Source organism: Ilyomonas limi (assembly GCF_005233845.1).
Lineage (GTDB): Bacteria > Bacteroidota > Bacteroidia > Chitinophagales > Chitinophagaceae > Ilyomonas > Ilyomonas limi.
Genome location: NZ_SZQL01000013.1, coordinates 13654 through 33693, shown reverse-complemented (window position 1 = coordinate 33693; position 20040 = coordinate 13654). Strand labels below are relative to the sequence as shown.

General features: G+C 40.6%; 13 protein-coding genes. 8 read left to right on the top strand and 5 right to left on the bottom strand.

Annotation, left to right across the window (positions count from 1 at the left end; translation table 11 throughout):
- Positions 1-305 precede the first annotated feature (305 nt).
- Together FC093_RS15560 and FC093_RS15555 are read right to left on the bottom strand one after the other, a co-directional pair.
- Positions 306-2093, bottom strand: a complete 1788-nt coding sequence (locus FC093_RS15560; RefSeq protein ID WP_137262730.1) for a RagB/SusD family nutrient uptake outer membrane protein — start codon at positions 2091-2093, stop codon at positions 306-308.
- A gap of 20 nt (positions 2094-2113) precedes the next feature.
- Positions 2114-5308 (bottom strand): SusC/RagA family TonB-linked outer membrane protein, encoded by a 3195-nt coding sequence (locus tag FC093_RS15555; RefSeq protein ID WP_240743326.1) that lies wholly within the window; start codon positions 5306-5308, stop codon positions 2114-2116.
- Positions 5309-5693: 385 nt separating this feature from the next.
- On the opposite strand from FC093_RS15555, the gene FC093_RS15550 reads away from it, so the two are divergent.
- Positions 5694-6170 carry a hypothetical protein gene (locus FC093_RS15550; protein WP_137262729.1) on the top strand — a complete coding sequence of 159 codons (477 nt, stop codon included), beginning with the start codon at positions 5694-5696 and terminating at the stop codon, positions 6168-6170.
- 127 nt (positions 6171-6297) lie between these two features.
- Here the strand turns inward: FC093_RS15550 and FC093_RS15545 are convergent, their stop codons facing one another.
- Entirely contained in the window at positions 6298-6708 is a 411-nt protein-coding gene (locus FC093_RS15545) for a hypothetical protein (RefSeq protein WP_137262728.1), read from the bottom strand.
- A gap of 376 nt (positions 6709-7084) precedes the next feature.
- Here FC093_RS15545 and FC093_RS15540 point away from each other — a divergent pair, with 376 nt between their 5' ends.
- From FC093_RS15540 to FC093_RS15510, 7 genes are all read left to right on the top strand, one after another.
- Positions 7085-7531, top strand: coding sequence for a rhodanese-like domain-containing protein (locus FC093_RS15540; RefSeq protein WP_137262727.1), 447 nt, complete (start codon positions 7085-7087; stop codon positions 7529-7531).
- A gap of 484 nt (positions 7532-8015) precedes the next feature.
- Positions 8016-8780, top strand: a complete 765-nt coding sequence (locus tag FC093_RS15535) for a hypothetical protein (RefSeq protein ID WP_137262726.1) — start codon at positions 8016-8018, stop codon at positions 8778-8780.
- A 24-nt stretch (positions 8781-8804) separates the two neighbouring features.
- On the top strand, positions 8805-11567 hold the full coding sequence (locus tag FC093_RS15530) for a TonB-dependent receptor (RefSeq protein WP_137262725.1): 2763 nt from the start codon (positions 8805-8807) through the stop codon (positions 11565-11567).
- Between the two features lie 83 nt (positions 11568-11650).
- Positions 11651-12793, top strand: a complete 1143-nt coding sequence (locus FC093_RS15525; RefSeq protein WP_137262724.1) for a DUF4249 domain-containing protein — start codon at positions 11651-11653, stop codon at positions 12791-12793.
- A gap of 32 nt (positions 12794-12825) precedes the next feature.
- Complete coding sequence (locus tag FC093_RS15520; RefSeq protein ID WP_137262723.1) at positions 12826-15213, top strand: hypothetical protein; 2388 nt, start codon at positions 12826-12828, stop codon at positions 15211-15213.
- A 518-nt stretch (positions 15214-15731) separates the two neighbouring features.
- Entirely contained in the window at positions 15732-17045 is a 1314-nt protein-coding gene (locus FC093_RS15515) for a glycerate kinase type-2 family protein (RefSeq protein WP_137262722.1), read from the top strand.
- A 12-nt stretch (positions 17046-17057) separates the two neighbouring features.
- Complete coding sequence (locus FC093_RS15510; RefSeq protein ID WP_137262721.1) at positions 17058-18398, top strand: GntP family permease; 1341 nt, start codon at positions 17058-17060, stop codon at positions 18396-18398.
- A gap of 299 nt (positions 18399-18697) precedes the next feature.
- Here FC093_RS15510 and FC093_RS15505 read toward each other — a convergent pair whose 3' ends face one another.
- Together FC093_RS15505 and FC093_RS15500 are read right to left on the bottom strand one after the other, a co-directional pair.
- Entirely contained in the window at positions 18698-18967 is a 270-nt protein-coding gene (locus FC093_RS15505; RefSeq protein WP_137262720.1) for a TRAFs-binding domain-containing protein, read from the bottom strand.
- A 155-nt stretch (positions 18968-19122) separates the two neighbouring features.
- Positions 19123-19344: a DUF4071 domain-containing protein gene (locus FC093_RS15500; protein ID WP_262711028.1), complete on the bottom strand. Its 222-nt coding sequence runs from the start codon at positions 19342-19344 to the stop codon at positions 19123-19125.
- Between the last annotated feature and the right edge of the window lie 696 nt (positions 19345-20040).

Sequence of the window (20040 nt, the reverse complement as noted above, 5' to 3'; positions counted from 1 at the left end):
ATGCAACTTTTACTTTTAACAGATAGAAAAGCGGATGCATGTTACAGCATTATCATTATGTAAAATACCTGCTGACTGTGAAAGATTTATTTATTTTAAGCAAAAGAAACAAAATAACAGATATGGCTTTGTAAAGCGAAAGACAGATTTCAGTTCAATATCATTCAGATAATCTTATCGCATTATTTGTGATTAAATAATATACAGTTTAAAGAATTACTCTAATGCTGTTAGTTCTTCAGGCTCCAACAAAAAAGCAGCGCCAAGGTGGCGCTGCTTTTTAAAAGTCTAATAATTACTAAATATTAATAACCGGGATTTTGAGTCAAACGTTGTGTACCGTCTGAATTCATATTATCTATTGCACTCTGCGGAATAGGAAAGTATTCATTTTTACCCGGAGTCCAGTGTGCATCTTTCTTTAATGGTCTTAAAGGTCTTTCTCTCTCGTAGTAAGCGTTCAGCACCTGGTCAGCTTCTCCCCATCTTACCAGGTCAAAGAAGCGATGACCTTCCATTGCCAGTTCCAGTCTTCTTTCAAAATGAATGGCTTTTACAGCAAAATCCTTTGAGGCGAAGGTTGGATATAAACCAATTTTGTAATTAGCAGCAGGCGTGCTTGTGTTAGTATAAACAGCACTTGCGGCATCATAGTCACTGTTTTTATACACCCATGCTTCAGGATGGTCTTTCATTCTGCTCCGGACCTGGTTTACATAAGTGGTGGCAGCGGCCAGATCGCCTGCATCAGCAGCACATTCTGCAGCCCACAAGATTACATCGGCAAAGCGGATGAGGTTTACATTATTAGCAACCAATTCTGTAGGTCCCCAGTAAGCGCTTCCCACATCGGTATATTGATCTTTTTGAGAAGCAGCATATACATTTTTAAGAGGGCTTTTGTTACCATCATTTGCAGGGTTTCTTATCCAATCCAGTCCGGGATGCAACCCCCAGTCAAGATAAGGAATACCAGGTCTGCCCATTGTCCAGTCAATTCTTGGGTCTAATGTACCACTGTAGGAAGTACCACTTTCGGCACTTACATTTAAGCCTTCGTACCAGTTGTCGAGCAATGGTAAGCCAGTATTTGCATCTGTTTTAAAGGCATTGGCAAGATCTTGCGATGGGTTGTAAAAACCGCAACAGGCGCCCGGGCCGCCGGTGTATGGGAAGTTCAGAATATCGCCATAGTTGCCGTTAGGATCACCGCCCCAGTCAACTGAAGAGCCATCCTGTACCGAAGTTTGCGCAGCAAAGACAGATTCTGCGCTGTTCTTTTGCGCAGGGTTGAAGTTAGAGAAGTAATGCGGCATTAGTGCATATTTTGCTCCGCCTGCTGTTTTGCCATTAGCAATAATATCCTGGAGCACTGGATAAGCAGCGGAGTATTTCTTTTCAAACATATATGCTTTTGCCAATACAGCTTTAGCAGCCCATACGTTGGCTCTGCCCACTTCACTGCCCCAGGTTTCTGGCAGATTATCTACAGCAAATTGCAAGTCCGCTTCAATCTTTGGCCACACATCTTCTGTGTTGGTAACATCTGTATGCTGAGGATCAACATTTTCATCGGCATAAGGGATATTATTAAAAACTTTTTTTAGCTCCATGTGGTACCAGGCGCGTAAAAAGCGTGCCTGAGCAGTAATCTGGGTTTGTACCTCAGGCGTAATATCTGTTGCAAGTGCCATTGTTCTTAGCACATCATTACTGCGTTGAATACCGGCATAACATGCAGTCCACTTTTGAGGTAGTGCACCATTAGTGGCCGTTACTGTCCAGTCTTCAAATGGAGCAAAATCAGATACGTCACTTGGGTCAGAGCCTTTGTAGGCATCATCTGCTGCTACACCGCCATATCCCCAGTTGGATGCAGCGGATCCATAATTACCATCGCCGGCCGCACCATTCCCGTCCAGCATGGAATAAGCTCCGATTAATATACCCTGCACACCTTTTTCCGACGCCATAATCTGAGGATTTAAGGTACCCAGTGGTGGCTTATCGAGGAAGCTTTTACTACAGGCAACAATTATAAAAACTGTTACGAGAATAACGGAGACAATGATTAGAAAATTTCTTTTTTTCATATAAAGCTTGCAATTAAAAATTAAAAATTAAGATTTACACCTACTAAGAAAGAAGGAGTGTGCGGATAATTACCCTGGTCTGTACCAAAGCCGTTGGAAGAATTGCCATTTGGATCAACACTCTGCAATTCGGGGTCAAGACCCTGGTACTTGGTAATTGTAAACAGGTTGGCAGATTGCACATAGATGCGTAAACGGTCTACACCAAATCTCGACAGCGTGCTGGCAGGCAAGGTGTAGCCAATTTGCATTTGCTTGGCACGGAAGTAAGAACCCTTGCTGATAAAATAACTGTTTGCTGTCTGGTCTGAGCTAAAGCTACCTGTGGTGTACATGGCAGGTATATTAGTATTGGTACGCTCGGGTGTCCATGAATTTAAAGCCACTTCTTTTCTTATACCACCTTTAAAGAAATCGGGGAAATCGGTAAAATACAAGGTATTATTGTAAATGTCGTTTCCTTTTGAGCCAAAGAAGAATGCAGAGAAGTCAATGGCTTTGTAGCTGATAGCAATATTCAAACCATACGTGAAGTCGGGATTTGGATTACCAATATAGGTTCTGTCATCTGCTGTTATTTTTCCATCATTATTTACGTCTTGGTATTTAAACAAGCCTGGTTTGGCGCCATCCTGATCAGGCGATTTAGCTATATCATCCTCGCTCTGGAATAAACCAATTACCTGGTAGCCATAGAAGGCACCTACCGGATGTCCTTCCTCGTAGCGTTGGAGAATAGCGTTTCGTATAGTTGGCCCGCTGAAATAGCCTGCACCTGGAATATCTACTATCTTATTATTGTAAGAAGTTAAGGTGCCGGTAACATCAATTTTCAAGTCTTTTTGTATGGTAGCATGATAAGTAATACTACCATCTATGCCGGTGTTCTGCATATCACCAACATTTATTTTTGGCAGTGCAGCATCTCCAACAAAAACTACATCATATTGGGTTCCGGTAGCAGTAAACAGCAATCCGCTCACTTTCTTTTTGTACCAGTCTATGGTTACATCCAGCTTGTTCTTAAGGATAGTTGCATCAAATCCTATATTAGAAATAATATCGCCTTCCCATTTTGCGCCAGGGTTGCCCAAATTGCTCCTGTAGAAACCGCCTAATGGAACAGTGCTGCTACCGGTAAGATCGTAAAACGATTTGCCGGCGCGGCTGCTGTATAAATTGTAGGCATTGGTAGGATCGGCATTAGCTATACCCATTTTACCCCAGCTGTAGCGAATTTTGAGGTTATTAATAAAGCTTACACCTTTCATGAAGTTTTCCTGAGAAATAACCCAACCTGCCGAAATACTCGGGAAATAACCATAGCGCACTTCTTCTGCAAATACAGAGGAACCATCTCTGCGCAGCGTACCATTTAAGAGATATTTTCCGGCATAGTTGTATTCCAGTTTTGCAAACTGAGACCACAATGAACTTTGATAGGCATAACCAGTGTTGGACTGACCGCTGGGTGAGCCGGTATTCAATGTCCAATAGTCAGGATTTTCGGAGAAATAGTTGCTTCTTGTGCCGCCGAGGCCTCTGCCATAAGAGTTAAATGCCTCTGTACCAAGTAATGCTCTTACCGTGTGCTCACCAAACGTGTTGCTGTAGGTCAATGTATTGGTGAAGGTCCATTGCGTGTTATAGCTGGCATTTTCGCTGAAGGAGTTAGCGCCGGTGTTACCTTCTGCATTTTCGTAACCCACATAATTAAAGTTGTATCCGTAGTTATTGTTAACCGAACCACCAAAGGATGTACGTGCTGTAAAATGCTTTAAGAAGTCAACTTCTGCAAATACGTTGCCCGTAATATCCCACCTGTTACCTACATTGTCTTTTGTGCGGTAAATATCAGCATAAGGATTACGCGCATTTCCTAAGTCCTGTGATTTTGTACCGGCAAAATTGCCCATGATATCATATATCGGTATAATTGGATCTTCGCGGTAAGCAGTGGTAAAGGGGCTACCCTCGCCCTGGTTGCCAAAAGTTGGATTTTTGCTGTAGAAAATATAGGCGTTTTCACCTACACGAATTTTATCCTTAATGGTAAACTGTGTGTTGGCTCTTACAGAGTAGCGCTCAAGGTACTGAAACTTCATAATCCCCTGCTGATTCAAATAACCTAAAGAAAAATAGTAAGAGCTTTTATCACTTCCGGAACTTACTGAGACATTATGACTTTGTATAGGGGCATTGCGGGTAATTTCTTTGTACCAGTTGGTGCCTGCTTTATTTGCCCTGGTTATTTGATAGGAATTAATATCATACAAGGATGGCGCAACGAATTGTGAATCGGTAGGGCAGTTACACAAAGTATAACCTGTTGGAGTAAGATAATCCGGTACTACGGGATTAGCTCCGCTGCCATACTGTTTGCTGGTTGGATTGGCAATGCCCGAATTGCGCTGCTGCTGCCAAATAGCGTTAGCTGCTTCTGTAGGGCTTGCCATATTATATCCCGGACCTGGAGTAGTTACGCCATAGTATCCGTCATATGTTACCACTGCTTTGCCCGATCTGCCTCTTTTGGTAGTAATAATGATAACGCCATTTGAACCTTGTACACCATAAATAGCGGCTGATGCATCTTTCAGCACCTGTACTGATTCGATGTCATTTACATTGATGTTGTGCAGATCGCCATGTACACCATCAATAATAATTAGCGGCTGGTTGCTGCCAAAGCCGCTAAAGCCTCTGATGCGGATGTCGGAAGCTGCACCTGGCTGACCGGAAGTAACAATAGTTACACCCGAAGCACGGCCTTGTAAAGCTTCTTCACCGGTACCTGCAGGCACCTGCTTCATTTCTTTCACGTTTACTATCGACACAGCGCCGGTAACCTCCTTCTTTTTCTGCGCTGTATAACCGGTTACTACAATTTCGTCAAGGGAAGAAGTCCGTGTCTTCAGTGTAACGCTTACAGTACCCGATTCTGCATTTACTTCCTGATCTTCGTAGCCCACCGAAGAAATAACTAATGTGGTTCTGCCTGCAGGCATGGTAAGGCTGAATGTACCATCTGCATTGGTAAGAGTTGCTACTTTCGTTCCTTTTACGGCAACGGTAGCGTAGCCTACTGGTGCATTGTCGGTGCCGCTGATTACCTTGCCGGTAACCTGCCTTTGTGCAAAAGCTCCTGTACCAATAAACAAGAGAAAGAGCATGGCAAAGCATCGCATGCTCAAGCAATCGATTCTTTTTCTCATAAGAAAATTTAAAAATGGTTTAAATAAAAAATAAAGACTTGCTAAAATTAGTATTTCATTGCATTATTTAACAAAAAAGTTGAAAAAAAATAATGTATAGCTTGCACACTCTGAGGGAATATACTTTTTTAGCCTGAAGTTGTATTTTTTTAAACAAAACTTCCATTATTTGTCCCGTTTTGTGGTTTTAAAGCCGCAGATTAATTTGCCGTTTGGGAAACAGCCGAACCGTTTTTACCTCAAAACCTACCGTCCATAAAAATTTGTAGTAAAATATGTTCCTGATTTAACACGGAAGTGAAGGGCGTTGCTGTAACAAATGGACTGATAAGGCGGGCGATTTATTTTAATATTATAATATTTTAAATTTGCAAAAAATAATGCCATGGCATACGCAAATACAACATTAATAACGGCACTGCGTACCACTGCTGCGCGCCTGCGAAACGGGGCGCATTATGCCTGGGGTAATCACGGCGCCTGCAATTGCGGCAATCTGCTGCAGGCAGTTACGCCATTAACGAGGGGTGAGATTTTGCGATATGCACACACGGGCACCGGCGAGTGGACCGAACTGGCAGAGGAATATTGCGATGCCACGAATGCGCCGGTAAGCCTTTTGATTCACCGGCTGGAAAATATTGGACTTACGCCTACCGACATTCATAATATTAAGTACCTGGAAGATAGGAAGGTGCTAAAGGCTCTGCCGGGTGGCTTTAGATGGTTGAAGAAAAACATGCGCGAAGATGTGATTCTGTACTTTGAAACCTTTGCCGACTTGTTGGAAGAAAAACTGCTAAGCAGGGTGCCAATAGCTGTGGAAGAATTGCTGGAAGTGGAAGTAAGCAGTGAAGCTTAATAATTATTAGTAGTTTTTACAGTTACTTCTATTCTACTGTGTGCAAAAAAAGCACCTGTTTGTATCCGTTTCTTTTGCGCTTGAATTGAAAGAACACCGGTTACAGATAAAGCTTAGCCTGATTGGCTTACTCCATACTAACCACATGGTGCAGCGGCTGAATCATAATTTTATCAGAAAACAGCCTTACTTCATCTGTTTGCGTATATGTTGTAATAAATCCTCCTTTTTCAGGAGTAATAGCTTTCATTACTCCGCCAAAATAATGTACAAAAATTTCGTTCAGCAAATCAGCGGAGCCTGTTATAAAAGTTGACTGTAGGTTGCTGCCATCGCGGTTACAGTTCAGGTTAACGGTTATGCCTGGCGCCAACTGTTCATTTGCCTTATCGTACTTATAAAAACAGGTAAATAAACTATTTTTTGCAGGTTTTAAAACAAGCGTACCGGGTTTGTTGGTTTTGTAATGCAATTCACTTAGCAGGTATGTCCAAAAGTTGTTCAGATTGGCAGTATTGCCAGTTGTAAAAGAAGCCATCAACTGGTGGGCAGCGGAGTATTTTGGGGAAAGTACTTGTGCCGATACACTGTCTTAAAATTCATTTTTCGAGTTGTTGTTTGCCGACGCACCCTGCTGCTGACAAAAAAAACAGCAGGTAAGAATAGTAAAGGTAAAAAGAACGGTTTTATATTGGGTTCTATAATTGAGCGTACGAGTTTAGTTAATTATTTGAGGCTGTAATTGCCTAAAGGTTTTTTAAGTGTTGATCAGGTGCATTTAAGAATGGAGAGAATTATCCACATGCAACAACACATATTGTCGTGCACCAAAATGGTACAAGCAGTACTTCTTTTTATATAATAATTACAATGGCAATAATGCCTGCAACTATATTTTTAATGACATTTGAGGAATGAAAAAGCGGTTAATTATAAAGCTGATTGTTGTAATAGCTGTATTATTTTTTGTGGATAACAGTTATGCCCAAAACCCGGTAAACTGGACGAGTAATCAATTGGTAGAACCATCGGCATTGGCTGATACAATCAATGCAAAAAAAGATCTGCCTGTTATCATTAGTGTAGGCCCCGGTGCTGTTATTCCCAACTCTATTCATGCAGGAATGGCGAGCGAAACAGCAGGATTGAATAGATTGAAAACGCAGTTAAAAGATTTACCAAAGGACCGGAAAATTATTATTTATTGCGGCTGTTGTCCTTTTGAACATTGCCCGAATGTGCGGCCTGCTATTAATGTTTTGAAAGCAATGAACTTCACAAATTATTACCTGCTGAATTTGCCTGATAATATAAAGAAAGATTGGATAGATAAAGGTTATCCCATATTAGAGTCAGAGTAATTCCTGAGCATTGAATAGGTAAAAAATATGTTCCTGTTTATAGATAAATAATTGGATGGGGATAAAAGGGAACTTTTGAATTATTTATTTCTAATCAGGATAACTTCGGCAATGACCAAAACTGAACTGATATATTAATGGATAAGCGAAAGCGTTGAATTGATTGTGTAATTAAACAAAGGAATTGAGTAGGTTAGTATTGTTTATTTAATTTGAAACCGTTGAAACGGTTTATGATGTCTGCTGTCTTCTTCAGCCACGGCTTAAACCGCAAGCTATGTAGTATGTAGATAGAATTGTTTAGTATAATAGATGTATCCATTTTCAAATAGACCCATTATAACAGGTTTACCCGTTTTCTGCTATTGTATGGCGAGTTTATTTTTATCTTTTAATCTATTTCACTACTTTAACGGTTTGGAATAGAAGAGAGATTAACGCTTAGAGATTGCTTGCTTTATTCATCCATTACTTACCACAACTAATGAAAATAACTTTGCCATTGAACATATTTTGGAAGGCAATTGTATTGTTTTTCTTTCTGGCTTTTACCAACATACTCTATGCACAAAACAGTACAGCAGATACTTCCAATACTGCAATCGCCATCCGCAATGCCATTAATAATTATCACCAACAACTCTTCCCCGAAACCAACCTGTACAATGGTATTGAGTATGTGGATTATGCTTATACCATCAACGAAGGCCTTCCTTTTTTTGAAACATCGCAGTTTAGTACCGGCACTGTTGAGTATGATAATATGTTGTACCACAATATTCCGCTTTTATATGATGAAGTAAAAGAAGCTGTGGTGATAATAGATGCTTCCGGTACTAATAAAATACAACTAAATAATGAAAAAGTTGCCGGTTTTAGCCTGCTGAACCACCATTTTGTAAAGTTGGTGCAAGACAGTTTGGGCAAGTCTCCTATACGCAACGGCTTTTATGATGTGCTGTATAAAGGCAATATGAGTGTGTATAAAAAGCAAACAAAAAAAGTGCTGGAGAGTATTACGCTGACGGAAGGTATAAGGCGAAGAATTGATGAACAGAATGAATACTTTATCAAAAGCGGAAGTACTTTTTTTGTTATAAACAGTAAACATGATGTGTTGGATATAACTAAAGACAATAAAAAAGAGATGCAGCAGTACATCAGGAAAAACAAGCTGAATTTTCGCCGGGCAAAAGAGATGTCACTGATTAAAATTGCTGCTTATTACGATCAACTAACAAACAAATAACTGCTATTGCATATCCCTTAAGCAATGAAAACATTTGTATATATAATCATTTTTGTTTGCCTGAGTTTCTGTTCCGCTGCAATAAGTCAGCAGGCTGATTCCCCGCTTGTAAGCGGCGATTTTAAAAATGTGCCGGTTGATTCTTTTCTCGTGCAGCTTGAACAGCAAACCCATTACCATTTTTATTTCGATACTGCTCAGTTAGGTGCTGTAAAAATTAATATTACTGCTGCCAGTCAACCATTGAAAACAGTGCTGGATAAGGCTTTTGCAAACACCAATATTTATTATGCTTTCCATAAAAATAATGTTTTCATCACTAAAGGATTACAGGTACAAACAACATTGCCGCAAGGTTTTTTCTCAGGTAAAGGAGATGATAAAGGTGCAGTCGCTAATACTATACCTGATATCACTTCCAATACTGCAGAGAGTAAAAGCAGCGCTGCTGAAAACAAGTTGATTATTATTGGCGGGAACGCTGGAAATAGCACAGATCGGTTTACGATTGCAGGTTATATAAAAGATGCTAAAACAGGTGAGCCGGTAATGGGTGCTTCTGTATCTGACCAGGATAGTAAGGCTGGTACAACAACCGACCAGTATGGTTATTTTCTGCTTACATTACCAAAAGGGCACCATACAATGGTATTGCAAAGCATTGGGATGCGTGATACAAAGAGACAGGTTTTGGTGCAGGGAGATGGTACCATTAATATTGACATGCAACCACAGGTGATGGCGTTGAAGCGCGTAATTGTTTCATCGGAAAAGGCAAGTAATATTAAGAGCCTGCAAATGGGTATGCAGAAAATAGATATTAAAACCATCAAACAAGTGCCGGTAGTATTTGGCGAAGCCGATGTACTGAAAGTAGTGCTTACCATGCCGGGTGTAAAATCGGTGGGCGAAGCAAGTACCGGATTGAATGTAAGAGGCGGCGCTGCCGACCAAAACCTGATATTATTTAACGATGCCACCATTTATAATCCTTCCCATTTTTTTGGACTGTTTTCCGCCTTCAATCCAGAAGTTGTAAAGGATGTGGAATTGTATAAAGCGAGTATCCCTGCCAGGTATGGCGGACGGTTATCATCGGTGTTAGCAATCAACAGTCGCGAAGGCAATAAAAAAGACCTCAGCGGCACCGCTGGTATTGGGTTATTAACCAGCCGGTTTAATCTGGAAGGTCCGTTGAAGAAAGATAAATCTTCTTTTATTATTGGTGCAAGAGCTACGTATGCCGATTGGCTGCTCAACTTATTGCCCGATCAGTACAAAGAGAGTAAAGCTGGCTTTTATGATATTAACTTGAACATTAACCATGAAATCAATAAAAAGAATACCATTTATTTGACTGGTTATTTGAGCAAAGACCGCTTCAATCTCAACAGCGATACTGTGTATGCATATAGCAATCAAAATGTTTCATTTAAATGGAAACATCTTTTCAACGATAAATTTTATACACTTATAACCACCGGTTTCGACCGGTATGATTACTCCATTTTCAGCGATAGAAATCCGGTGAATGCTTATACACTTGGTTTTAACATTAACCAGGGATATTTTAGAACGCATTTTAACTACTACAAAAGTGCAAAGCAAACTATTGAATTTGGCTTCAACACCAATTACTACAAACTGCATCCCGGCACTTATAAACCACTGGGCAAATCCTCGTTAGTAAACCTGGATGCAATGCAGCCGGAGCAGGCGTTGGAGAGTGCTTTGTATATCAGTGATAAATACAATTTCAATACAGCCTTTTCCATTGAAGGTGGATTGCGTTATTCCCTGTTCAATTATCTTGGTCCGTCCACGGTCAACCACTATGTGGATGGACAACCAAAAACCGAAGATAATATGACCGGTAAAACAGTGTATAGTAGTGCAAAGTTCATTAAAACGTATGGAGGCCCCGAAGTGCGGCTGTCGGGCAGATATGCCTTTTCGCCAGCCTTTTCTTTAAAAGCGGGCTACAATACCCAGCGCCAATATATTCATGTGCTTTCCAATACCGCAGCCATGGCGCCCACCGATATTTGGAAATTGAGTGATCCGAATATTAAGCCGCAATATGGTGACCAAATATCATTGGGGCTGTATAAAAATTTAAAATCCAATACCATTGAAACGTCTGTTGAGGTGTATTACAAAAGAATAAAAGATTACCTCGATTATAAAAGCGGCGCTGTACTAGTGCTTAATCATCATATAGAAACAGATGTTATCAATACCAAAGGCAAAGCGTATGGTGTAGAACTGCTTGTAAAAAAACTAACCGGCAAAATGAATGGCTGGATTAGTTATACATATTCTCGCACATTGCTAAAAATGGATGACCCTGCAGCTGGCGAAGTGATTAATGGTGGCAGGTATTACCCCGCCAATTACGATAAGCCGCACGATGTTACTTTTATTGGCAATTACCGGTTTACACATCGTTTTAGCGTATCGTTGAATGCGACCTATAGTACCGGCAGACCTATCACTTTACCTGTTGGCAGGTTTTATTATGAAGGTGCTTACAGAACGTTATATGCCGATAGAAATGCTTATAGAATACCCGATTATTTCCGTACCGATTTCTCGATGAATATAGAAGGCAATCATAAGGTGCACCAGCGGTTTCATAACTCATGGACGATTGGCGTGTATAATGTAACCGGAAGAAAAAATCCGTATTCGGTATATTTTGTTTCGGAGAATGGTGTAGTGAATGGTTACAAGCTTTCTATTTTCGGTAGTGCTATTCCGTTTATCAATTATAATGTACGGTTTTAAAATATGTTACAAGCGATGGACCATAGGTATTGCATTGATGCTTGCAGCCTGATGCTAATAGCTTGTAACTTTAAAAAGCAGTCATGATGAAAAAAATATACATTCCTATTATAGCTGTATTACTGTTCTTTGCTTGTAAAGAAGTGTTCAATCCGCCGGTGACATCTGCTGTTACGGGTTACCTGGTAGTAGAGGGTTTTATCAACAGCGGCAACGGTGCAAGTACCATCAAACTTACACGTACCACCAAACTTGTTGATTCTGCTGCTACTATTTATGAGCACAATGCACAAGTAAAAATAGAAGATGAGAGCAATGCAACTTATCCGCTGTATGAAAGAGACAGCGGTAATTATGTCTCGGATAATTTATTTTTAAATCCTGCATTAAAATACAGAATACACATTACCACCACAAACGGCGATGAATACATTTCTGATTTTACAGCGGTAAAACAAACACCACCCATTGACAGTATCAGTTGGAAAGTGGAGAATGGTGGTGTGCAGATTTATGTAAATGCACATGATGCTACCAACACTACAAGATATTACCAGCACAAGTATTCGGAAACATGGGAGTTTCAATCACCTTTTATTAAAAGGATAACGTACGTTATAGATCCCGTTTCCAGTAAAATTATTGGTGTAACTGAGCTGCCCAATGCAGATACGTCTATTTTTAAATGCTGGCGAACACAAACTCCATCAAACATCCTTCTCACCTCTACGGAAAAATTGAGTGAGGATAAGGTGTTCCTGCCTATCCGTTATATAGAACCGAAGGGGGGTGAGCTGAGTATTTTATATTATATAGAAGTACGGCAATATGCTTTGAGCCACGAAGCCTATCTTTTTAAACAAAAGCTAAAGAAGAATACTGAACAGTTGGGTACTATTTTCGATCCGCAGCCATCAGAATTAGGCGGCAATGTGCATTGCATTACCAATCCTTCGCAACAGGTGGTTGGCTTTGTAGATGTAACGCAGGAGCAGGTAGCAAAATTATTTATTAACAACAAAGAGCTTACTAACTGGCCGCAAACTATACCCTGCAGCGAAGAAGTTGTAGAGAATAAACCTGAAAATTACGACCCGTTTCTTATGCCTACGCATGTGTATGAGTACATAGGACGTAATTCTATTAAATCTTACTACGTTGCCGACCCTATATGTGTGGATTGCACATTGCGCGGTACCAATGTAAAACCCCTATTCTGGCCATAAATTGATCTTTATATACTAACTGACTCATAGCAATGTATTTTATTTTCCGTCTTAAAAAATCGCTACGTAAAACTGCCTTGTTGCTGCTGCTTCAAACAGTAGCAATAACATCCTTTTGCCAGGATAATCTGAATACGCTTACTGCGTCATTCAACCGGTATTTTAAACATACCAGTATTGAGCAACTGTTTGTGCACACAGATAAAAATTTTTATCTCGCGGGCGAAATATTGTGGTTTAAAGTGTACGCAGTAGATATAACATTGCATAAGCCGATAGATCTAAGTAAAGTAGCGTATGCAGAAATTTTGGATACCAATAATACGCCTGTTTTGCAGGCAAAAATTGCTATGGAAGGCGGCAATGGAAATGGTTCGGTGTATTTGCCGCTCACACTCCACTCTGGTAATTATAAATTAAGGGCTTATACCAATTGGATGAAGAATGCCGGAGCAGATTGTTTTTTTGAGAAGATAATTACCATTGTCAATGTTCAGAAGGTTGCAGAACGTCCGCAACAGGAAACGGCAGTTGCTTACGACGTTCAGTTTTTTCCCGAAGGCGGCAATCTCGTTGCAGGGTTAGAAAACAAGATTGCTTTTAAAGTAATGGACAACAGCGGCAAAGGCGTACCTGCTCGTGGAGCTATTATTGATAACGGAGATACCATAGCACAATTTGCAACAGGCCATGTAGGTATGGGCTACTTTAAACTTACACCTGTAAGTAATCATACTTACACAGCCATTGTACGGACCAACGATGGCAGGACAGTTAGTAAAACATTGCCAACAGCGTATTCAACCGGAACGGTAATGCAGGTGTATAATGCAGGCGATAAAGTAAAAGTGCATGTGCAATCGAATAGCAGTAACGCCGGGGCAGTGTATTTGCTGGTGCATACAGGAGCAGCTATACAAGTTGCCGAACAAAGTACCTTGCAAAACGGCAGTACGGTGTTTACGTTTAACCAATCGGCATTGAGAGCTGGTATTGCTCATCTTACCCTTTTTAATGCCGACCGGCAGCCGCTTTGCGAACGGGCGTATTTTAAAAGACCAGATACAACTCTAAACATCAGATTACTGGCTTCGCAAAATGAATATGCAACAAGAAGTAAGGTAAATATCACTGTTTCTTCTCCCAACCTTAAAACAAATGATACTGCAAACCTTTCGATGGCGGTGTATCGCTTAGATTCCATTCAATCTATTGACGAAAATACTATTGCTGCTTACTTGTTGCTTACTTCTGGCCTTAAAGGTTATATAGAAGACGCATCGTATTATTTTACAAAGCAAAACAAGCAAGCGGATGAAGACCTTGACAACCTGTTGCTCATTAATGGCTGGAGCCGGTTTAAATGGGAAGATGTTCTGAAAAATAACAAGCCCATGTTTACGTACGTGCCCGAATATAACGGGCATGTTATCACCGGAAAAGTAACTAACCGCATAACAGGAAAACCTCAGCAGGAAATAGAAACGTATCTTTCTGTTCCGGGCTTAAAAACACAATTTGTTCCTGCCGTAAGTGATACAAATGGTATGGTAAGGTTTGAAATGGAAAACTTTTATGGTTCATCTGAAGTAATTGCACAGGCAAAAGAACAAGGCGAAAATTATAAAATTCAGATAGATAATCCATTCAGCACCACTTATACTGCTACTGCCATTCCTATATTTCATTTGCCAGAAGCATACCCCAATACTTTATTGGAACAAAGCATCAACATGCAGGTGCGAAATATATATGCTGCCAATCAGTTAAATCAGTTTTACTTACCTGCCATAGACACTACGCCATTTTATACTACGCCCGATTCCAAATATAATCTTGACAATTATACCCGTTTTTCAACAATGGAAGAAGTGCTGCGCGAATATGTGGCAATGGTTAATGTTACTAAAAGAAGCGGTAAATACCATCTGCAGGTTTTTGATAAGGGGCATGATGTACCCTTTACAAACGACCCGTTAGTATTGTTTGATGGCGTGCCTATTGTTAATTTAAATACATTGCTGGAGGTTGATCCTTTGAAAGTGAAGAGCCTGGAAGTGGTACAAAAGAAGTACTTTTTAGGAGCCTCTTCCTTTGATGGAATCCTGAACTGGAAAACCTATAACGGCGATCTGGCCAGCTACGAATTGAATCCTGCTGCTGTGGTAGTGGACTACGAAGCATTGCAGTTGAAAAGAGAATTTTATGCGCCGGTATATAATGATAATACATTATTACACAAGCCCGATTTCCGGAATGTATTGTACTGGAATCCTGATGTACGATTGCAGGGCAGCAAAGAAGAAGTTTACTCCTTTTACACGTCCGATTTGCCAGGAAGATACGCCATTGTAGTACAAGGTGTAAGTGCAAGCGGGCTTTGCGGCAGCACCATCAATACCCTTGAAGTAAATAAATAAAATGCCTTTGTAATTTCATTGATTGGTGCTGTATTGCTAAGCCCATTTTATTTTATCTCTGTGTAAGGGCAATATAGTTTTATCTCGCTAACACGTTAGCCGTATAATGCATGTATAAGTGTACAAAATTATTACTACTGCCCATTTATACTGCAAGCGCATTATACCTTATTTATACTTCAAATGCAATTCTGATGAAATACTTAAATATAAAAAGGTGGAGTAATACTCGTCTTTTTTGTTAGCTTTTATTTACTGTCAAATGAAATAAACTTGTGAAACAGTTTTGACTTTTTTCTTCTTCCTCAACTCACCGTTTAAGACGCATGCTACAAAAAACGACTCATATCGCTGATACATTTATACCATTTTCAATTGCTTTATAGTGCTGATGCGAGTGGTAAATTTGTTATGAAAAATACATTTCCGCAACAAAAGACAGATTAATTGAATATCACCACGAACATTTCACAAATCCAACACTTAACCACTACTTTTATTACCTAAACAAAGGTTGAATGAATGCGAGCCAGGATGCGCTTATCATTTTTAATGCCGCAGTAGCAGCCGTTCAGCCTGCACAGTTGCTGCCATTGCATTTATCGGCAACTAAAGAGGATATAACTATTTGCAATCAAACATTTGCGGTTAGTTCTTTTAATCATATCTATGTTATTGGTGCCGGTAAGGCAGCCGCTGCTATGGCGGTGGCAACAGAAAGGATAATGGGAGACTTTATAACAGAAGGATTGGTTGTTACCAAATATCAACATGCATTGCCATGCAAAAAAATAAAGGTGATAGAAGGGGCACACCCGGTACCTGATGAGCAGTGTGTAATGGCAGTTGAACAAACCGTACAATTACTTGCAAAAACAACGGAAGAAGATATAGTTATTTGTTTGTTAAGCGGCGGTGCTTCTGCTTTGTGGTGCGATGTGCCGGAAGGTATTACATTGGAAGAAATACAAACAACATTTGATAAGCTAATAAAATGCGGCGCTACTATACAGGAAGTCAACACTGTTCGTAAACATTTGTCGTCCATTAAAGGCGGACAATTGATCAGGTATTGTAGTGGTGCAAAAGTATTTTCGCTCATCATCAGCGATGTGCCAAGCGATGATGTAAGTATCATTGCCAGCGGACCAACTGCCGGCGATAGCACTACGTTTGATGATGCATATACTATTCTTGTAAAATACCACCTCCTTCATCATTTGCCCAACAGCATCTACAGGCATATCAAGAATGGCATTAATGGTATCATTGCAGACACACCAGTGCCCAATGATTGTATTTTTCAACATACAGCTAATGCAATTATTGGCAATAATGTAATGGCAGTGCAGGCAGCAGCAACGAAAGCAGGTAAGTTAGCTTATGCTGTTTATACAAATAGCGAATTAGTCACCGGCAATGCGGAAGAAGAAGCGGCAAAACTGGTTCATGTTGCGCAGCAGTATAAAGGCACCAAACCTACCTGCATCATACAAGGTGGCGAAACTATTGTAAAGGTAACGGGCAATGGGAAAGGTGGCAGAAACCAGCATTTTGTACTGGCTGCTTTGCATGCATTATCTGATAGCAATGATGCTACTGATGTGTTTATTTTAAGTGGTGGAACCGATGGTACAGATGGACCAACCAATGCAGCCGGCGCAATAGGCAATAGAGAAACACTAAGCATTGCTTTGCAGAAAAAATTATTTATTGAAGATTACCTGCGCCAATGCGATGCTTACCATTTTTTTGAACAAACAGGTGGTCTTATCATCACCGGCGCTACACAAACCAATGTGATGGACATAATGCTGGCAATTGTATATTAGCATACCAAATACATGACATCTACTTATTACCTTCTATTCCTGCTCATTGCTGCTATTGCTTTTATTGTATGGCTTACGGCTTACAAAAAAGTGAATGCCTTTGTGGCCTTGCTAATGGCTGCGTTAAGTGTTGGCTTGCTGAGTGATTTGCCATTAAATACATTGGCAGATACCCTTAAAAGAGGGTTTGGCGACACCATGCAGAAAATAGGCTTGCTCATCATTCTCGGAACTATCCTGGGGGTAATACTGGAGAAAACCGGTGCTACTGCAAGTATGGCAACTTTTATTCTTAAAAAAGTAAAAGAAAAAAATGCACCGGCTGCTATTGCCATCACCGGCTTTATTATTGGCTTACCTATCTTTTGTGACAGCGGCTTTGTGGTATTGAGTGGTTTAAATCATTCGCTTGTGCAAAGGACAAATAGCAAAATGCCGATAATGGCTGCTGCTTTGGGGACTGCTTTGTATGCCGTACATTGCCTGGTACCACCCCACCCGGGTATAACGGCAGCAGTGGGTACCGCAGGCGGAGATATAGGCATGGTGATGTTGTGGGGAATTGTGCTGGCTATACCTGCAGCATTAATAGGGTATATAATAAGTGTAACGCGTGGAAGAGCAATAACACATGCTTACATAGAGCCCGAAGTACCGCATATAGCTGTAAAAAATCTACCGCCTGCAGGCACGTCTTTTTTACCCATTATTTTACCTATTGCATTGATTGCTGCAAAATCGATTGTAATGCTTTTTGTATTGCCGGAAGACGTAAAACAAAGCCTGTTATTGCAGTTGCTCTCTTTTGCAGGCGAGCCGGTGATAGCATTGATATTGGGTGTTGTATGTACATTATTACTAATTGATAAAACACACAAAAAGGACCTTTCACACTGGCTGACCGAAGGTGTAGAAAAAGCCGGTATGATACTGTCCATTATTGCTGCAGGTGGTATGTTTGGCGAAGTATTGCAGGCAACGGGCATGGGTAAAAATTTAGGAGAATTGATGAGTGGTTTGTCGCTTGGTATTTTCTTCCCGTTTTTGATTACGGCGGTCTTAAAAACAGCGCAAGGTTCTACTACGGTGGCGATTATCACTGCTTCTTCGCTCGTGGCGCCGCTGCTTACACATTTAGGTTTAGCGTCGCACCCGGGTATTACATTAGCCATCTTAAGCATGGGTGCCGGAAGTATGGTTGTAAGCCATGCCAACGATGCTTATTTTTGGGTCATCAGCCGCTTTTCCAACCTGCAAACGGCTGCAACATTAAAGGTGTATAGTGTGGCAACTTTGTGTATGGGCATAACAGTGCAGGTGCTGATTTGGGTGGCGTATAAAGTATTGTTGTAGCCAGCCGATACCTATTAATTACCACCTTTTACATACTTTTCTTTCCTAAAAATTGTGCAGATTTTTAAGAATAAAGAGTTACCACGCGTTAAATGGAGTAATATACATAAAAAATGTTCTTATTCTTCTTTGTTAAACTTAGTGATCCCGGTGTCTTTGTGGGCAACCAATTAAGTGCATGCAGCTTTTAACTGTTTAAGCAAGCATTCCGGTAATTTTTCCAATACCTGCTGTTTCTTCACCCACTCTTTGTAAAAACTGATGATTTTATCTAAATAATCTTTTGTGGTTCCAAACATTCAGTTTGCTACAGCCAGTGGTTTGGCTTTCCAGTAATATTCTTCGGCTCCTCCCAGCCGGTTTTCAATTACTGCCAGTTCCGGCAATGTGGCATAATCCCAATAATCCGGTTTTTTGCGCTTCATTTTCGCTAAAACGGCACACTCTGCCGCCGGTACCAAACGCATAGCTTTTGTTCTGTCACCAGACAGTTCCAGGCAGGTAATGTAGTTTACACCAGGGTATGCATTACGTATGTCAGCTTCAAACCCTTTACCGTAATATTTCAATGCATTCTTTCAACGCACTTTAGCTTCACCGATATTTCCCTGCTTATGAGCCTGGTCAGATTTGTGTTTATAAACTCTACCCCAGATGCCATATGTTTCACTACTAGCCTTTCCTTCTGCTTCCAGTTTTCGCAGTACATCTTCTGCCGCTTTAATCAGTACTTCATCTGCCGGATCTTTTTATTACCAGCACGGTTTAATGCAAAAGCATATTGCTCCTGCACCATTACCGTACTCAGGACATAACGCGGCGACTGTCTTATAAATTTCATCATATCGTTGAACGCTTCCATGTTCCGGTACGAAATCATCATATCCACCAGCACGCCTGTTTCTATATTCTCCATGGGTTTATTTCGCTCTACTATTTTGTTGATGGTGGCTGATCTTAATGCCTTTGTTTCGGCGTCGATTTTCCCCGTGATGGTACGCGCGTGTTCCAGTTCTTTATCCCGGCATCATACACCAGGTGAATTCAGAAAAAAGAACATTGTTGAGTGATGATATTTATGTTATAATGTATCTTCGAAAAAGTTAACCAAAAGGCTGTTGATGAATTTGAGGTGCCGACGAGCCTTCAACAACAGATCAATCCAATCACAAAATGGTTAATAACAGAGCTAAAACAAACGATTGTAAAAAATAATAAGCTATATGAAAAAACTCCTCTGCTTTCTACCACTATTGTATGTAGCCCAACGGTCTGGTACACAGCCGGAAACTTTAATCAGCGACAAGAAAGATTTAACGCCGGGTTGAAAAGACGGCGTGGTCAGCCAATGGATGGTCGGAAGTTTCATAAGAATTAAAGGAATGGGCGAAAATAGTTCATCGGGAAGAAACTTTGACATTTTGTAAACCATTGAAAGTGACTGAATTATACCGGATATCTACTCCGCTACGGAAGCCGGTGTGGCAGCCCAATATCTATCTATATGGCCGGATTGAGATAAAATCATCAAAGACAAAGGCGGCATAGAAGCATGCACCAGTACCACCAACTCGTGGCAGATTTGATGTGTGGATATATGGCCAAAACCATGTGAATGACAACTATATAAAACTGGCAGGCG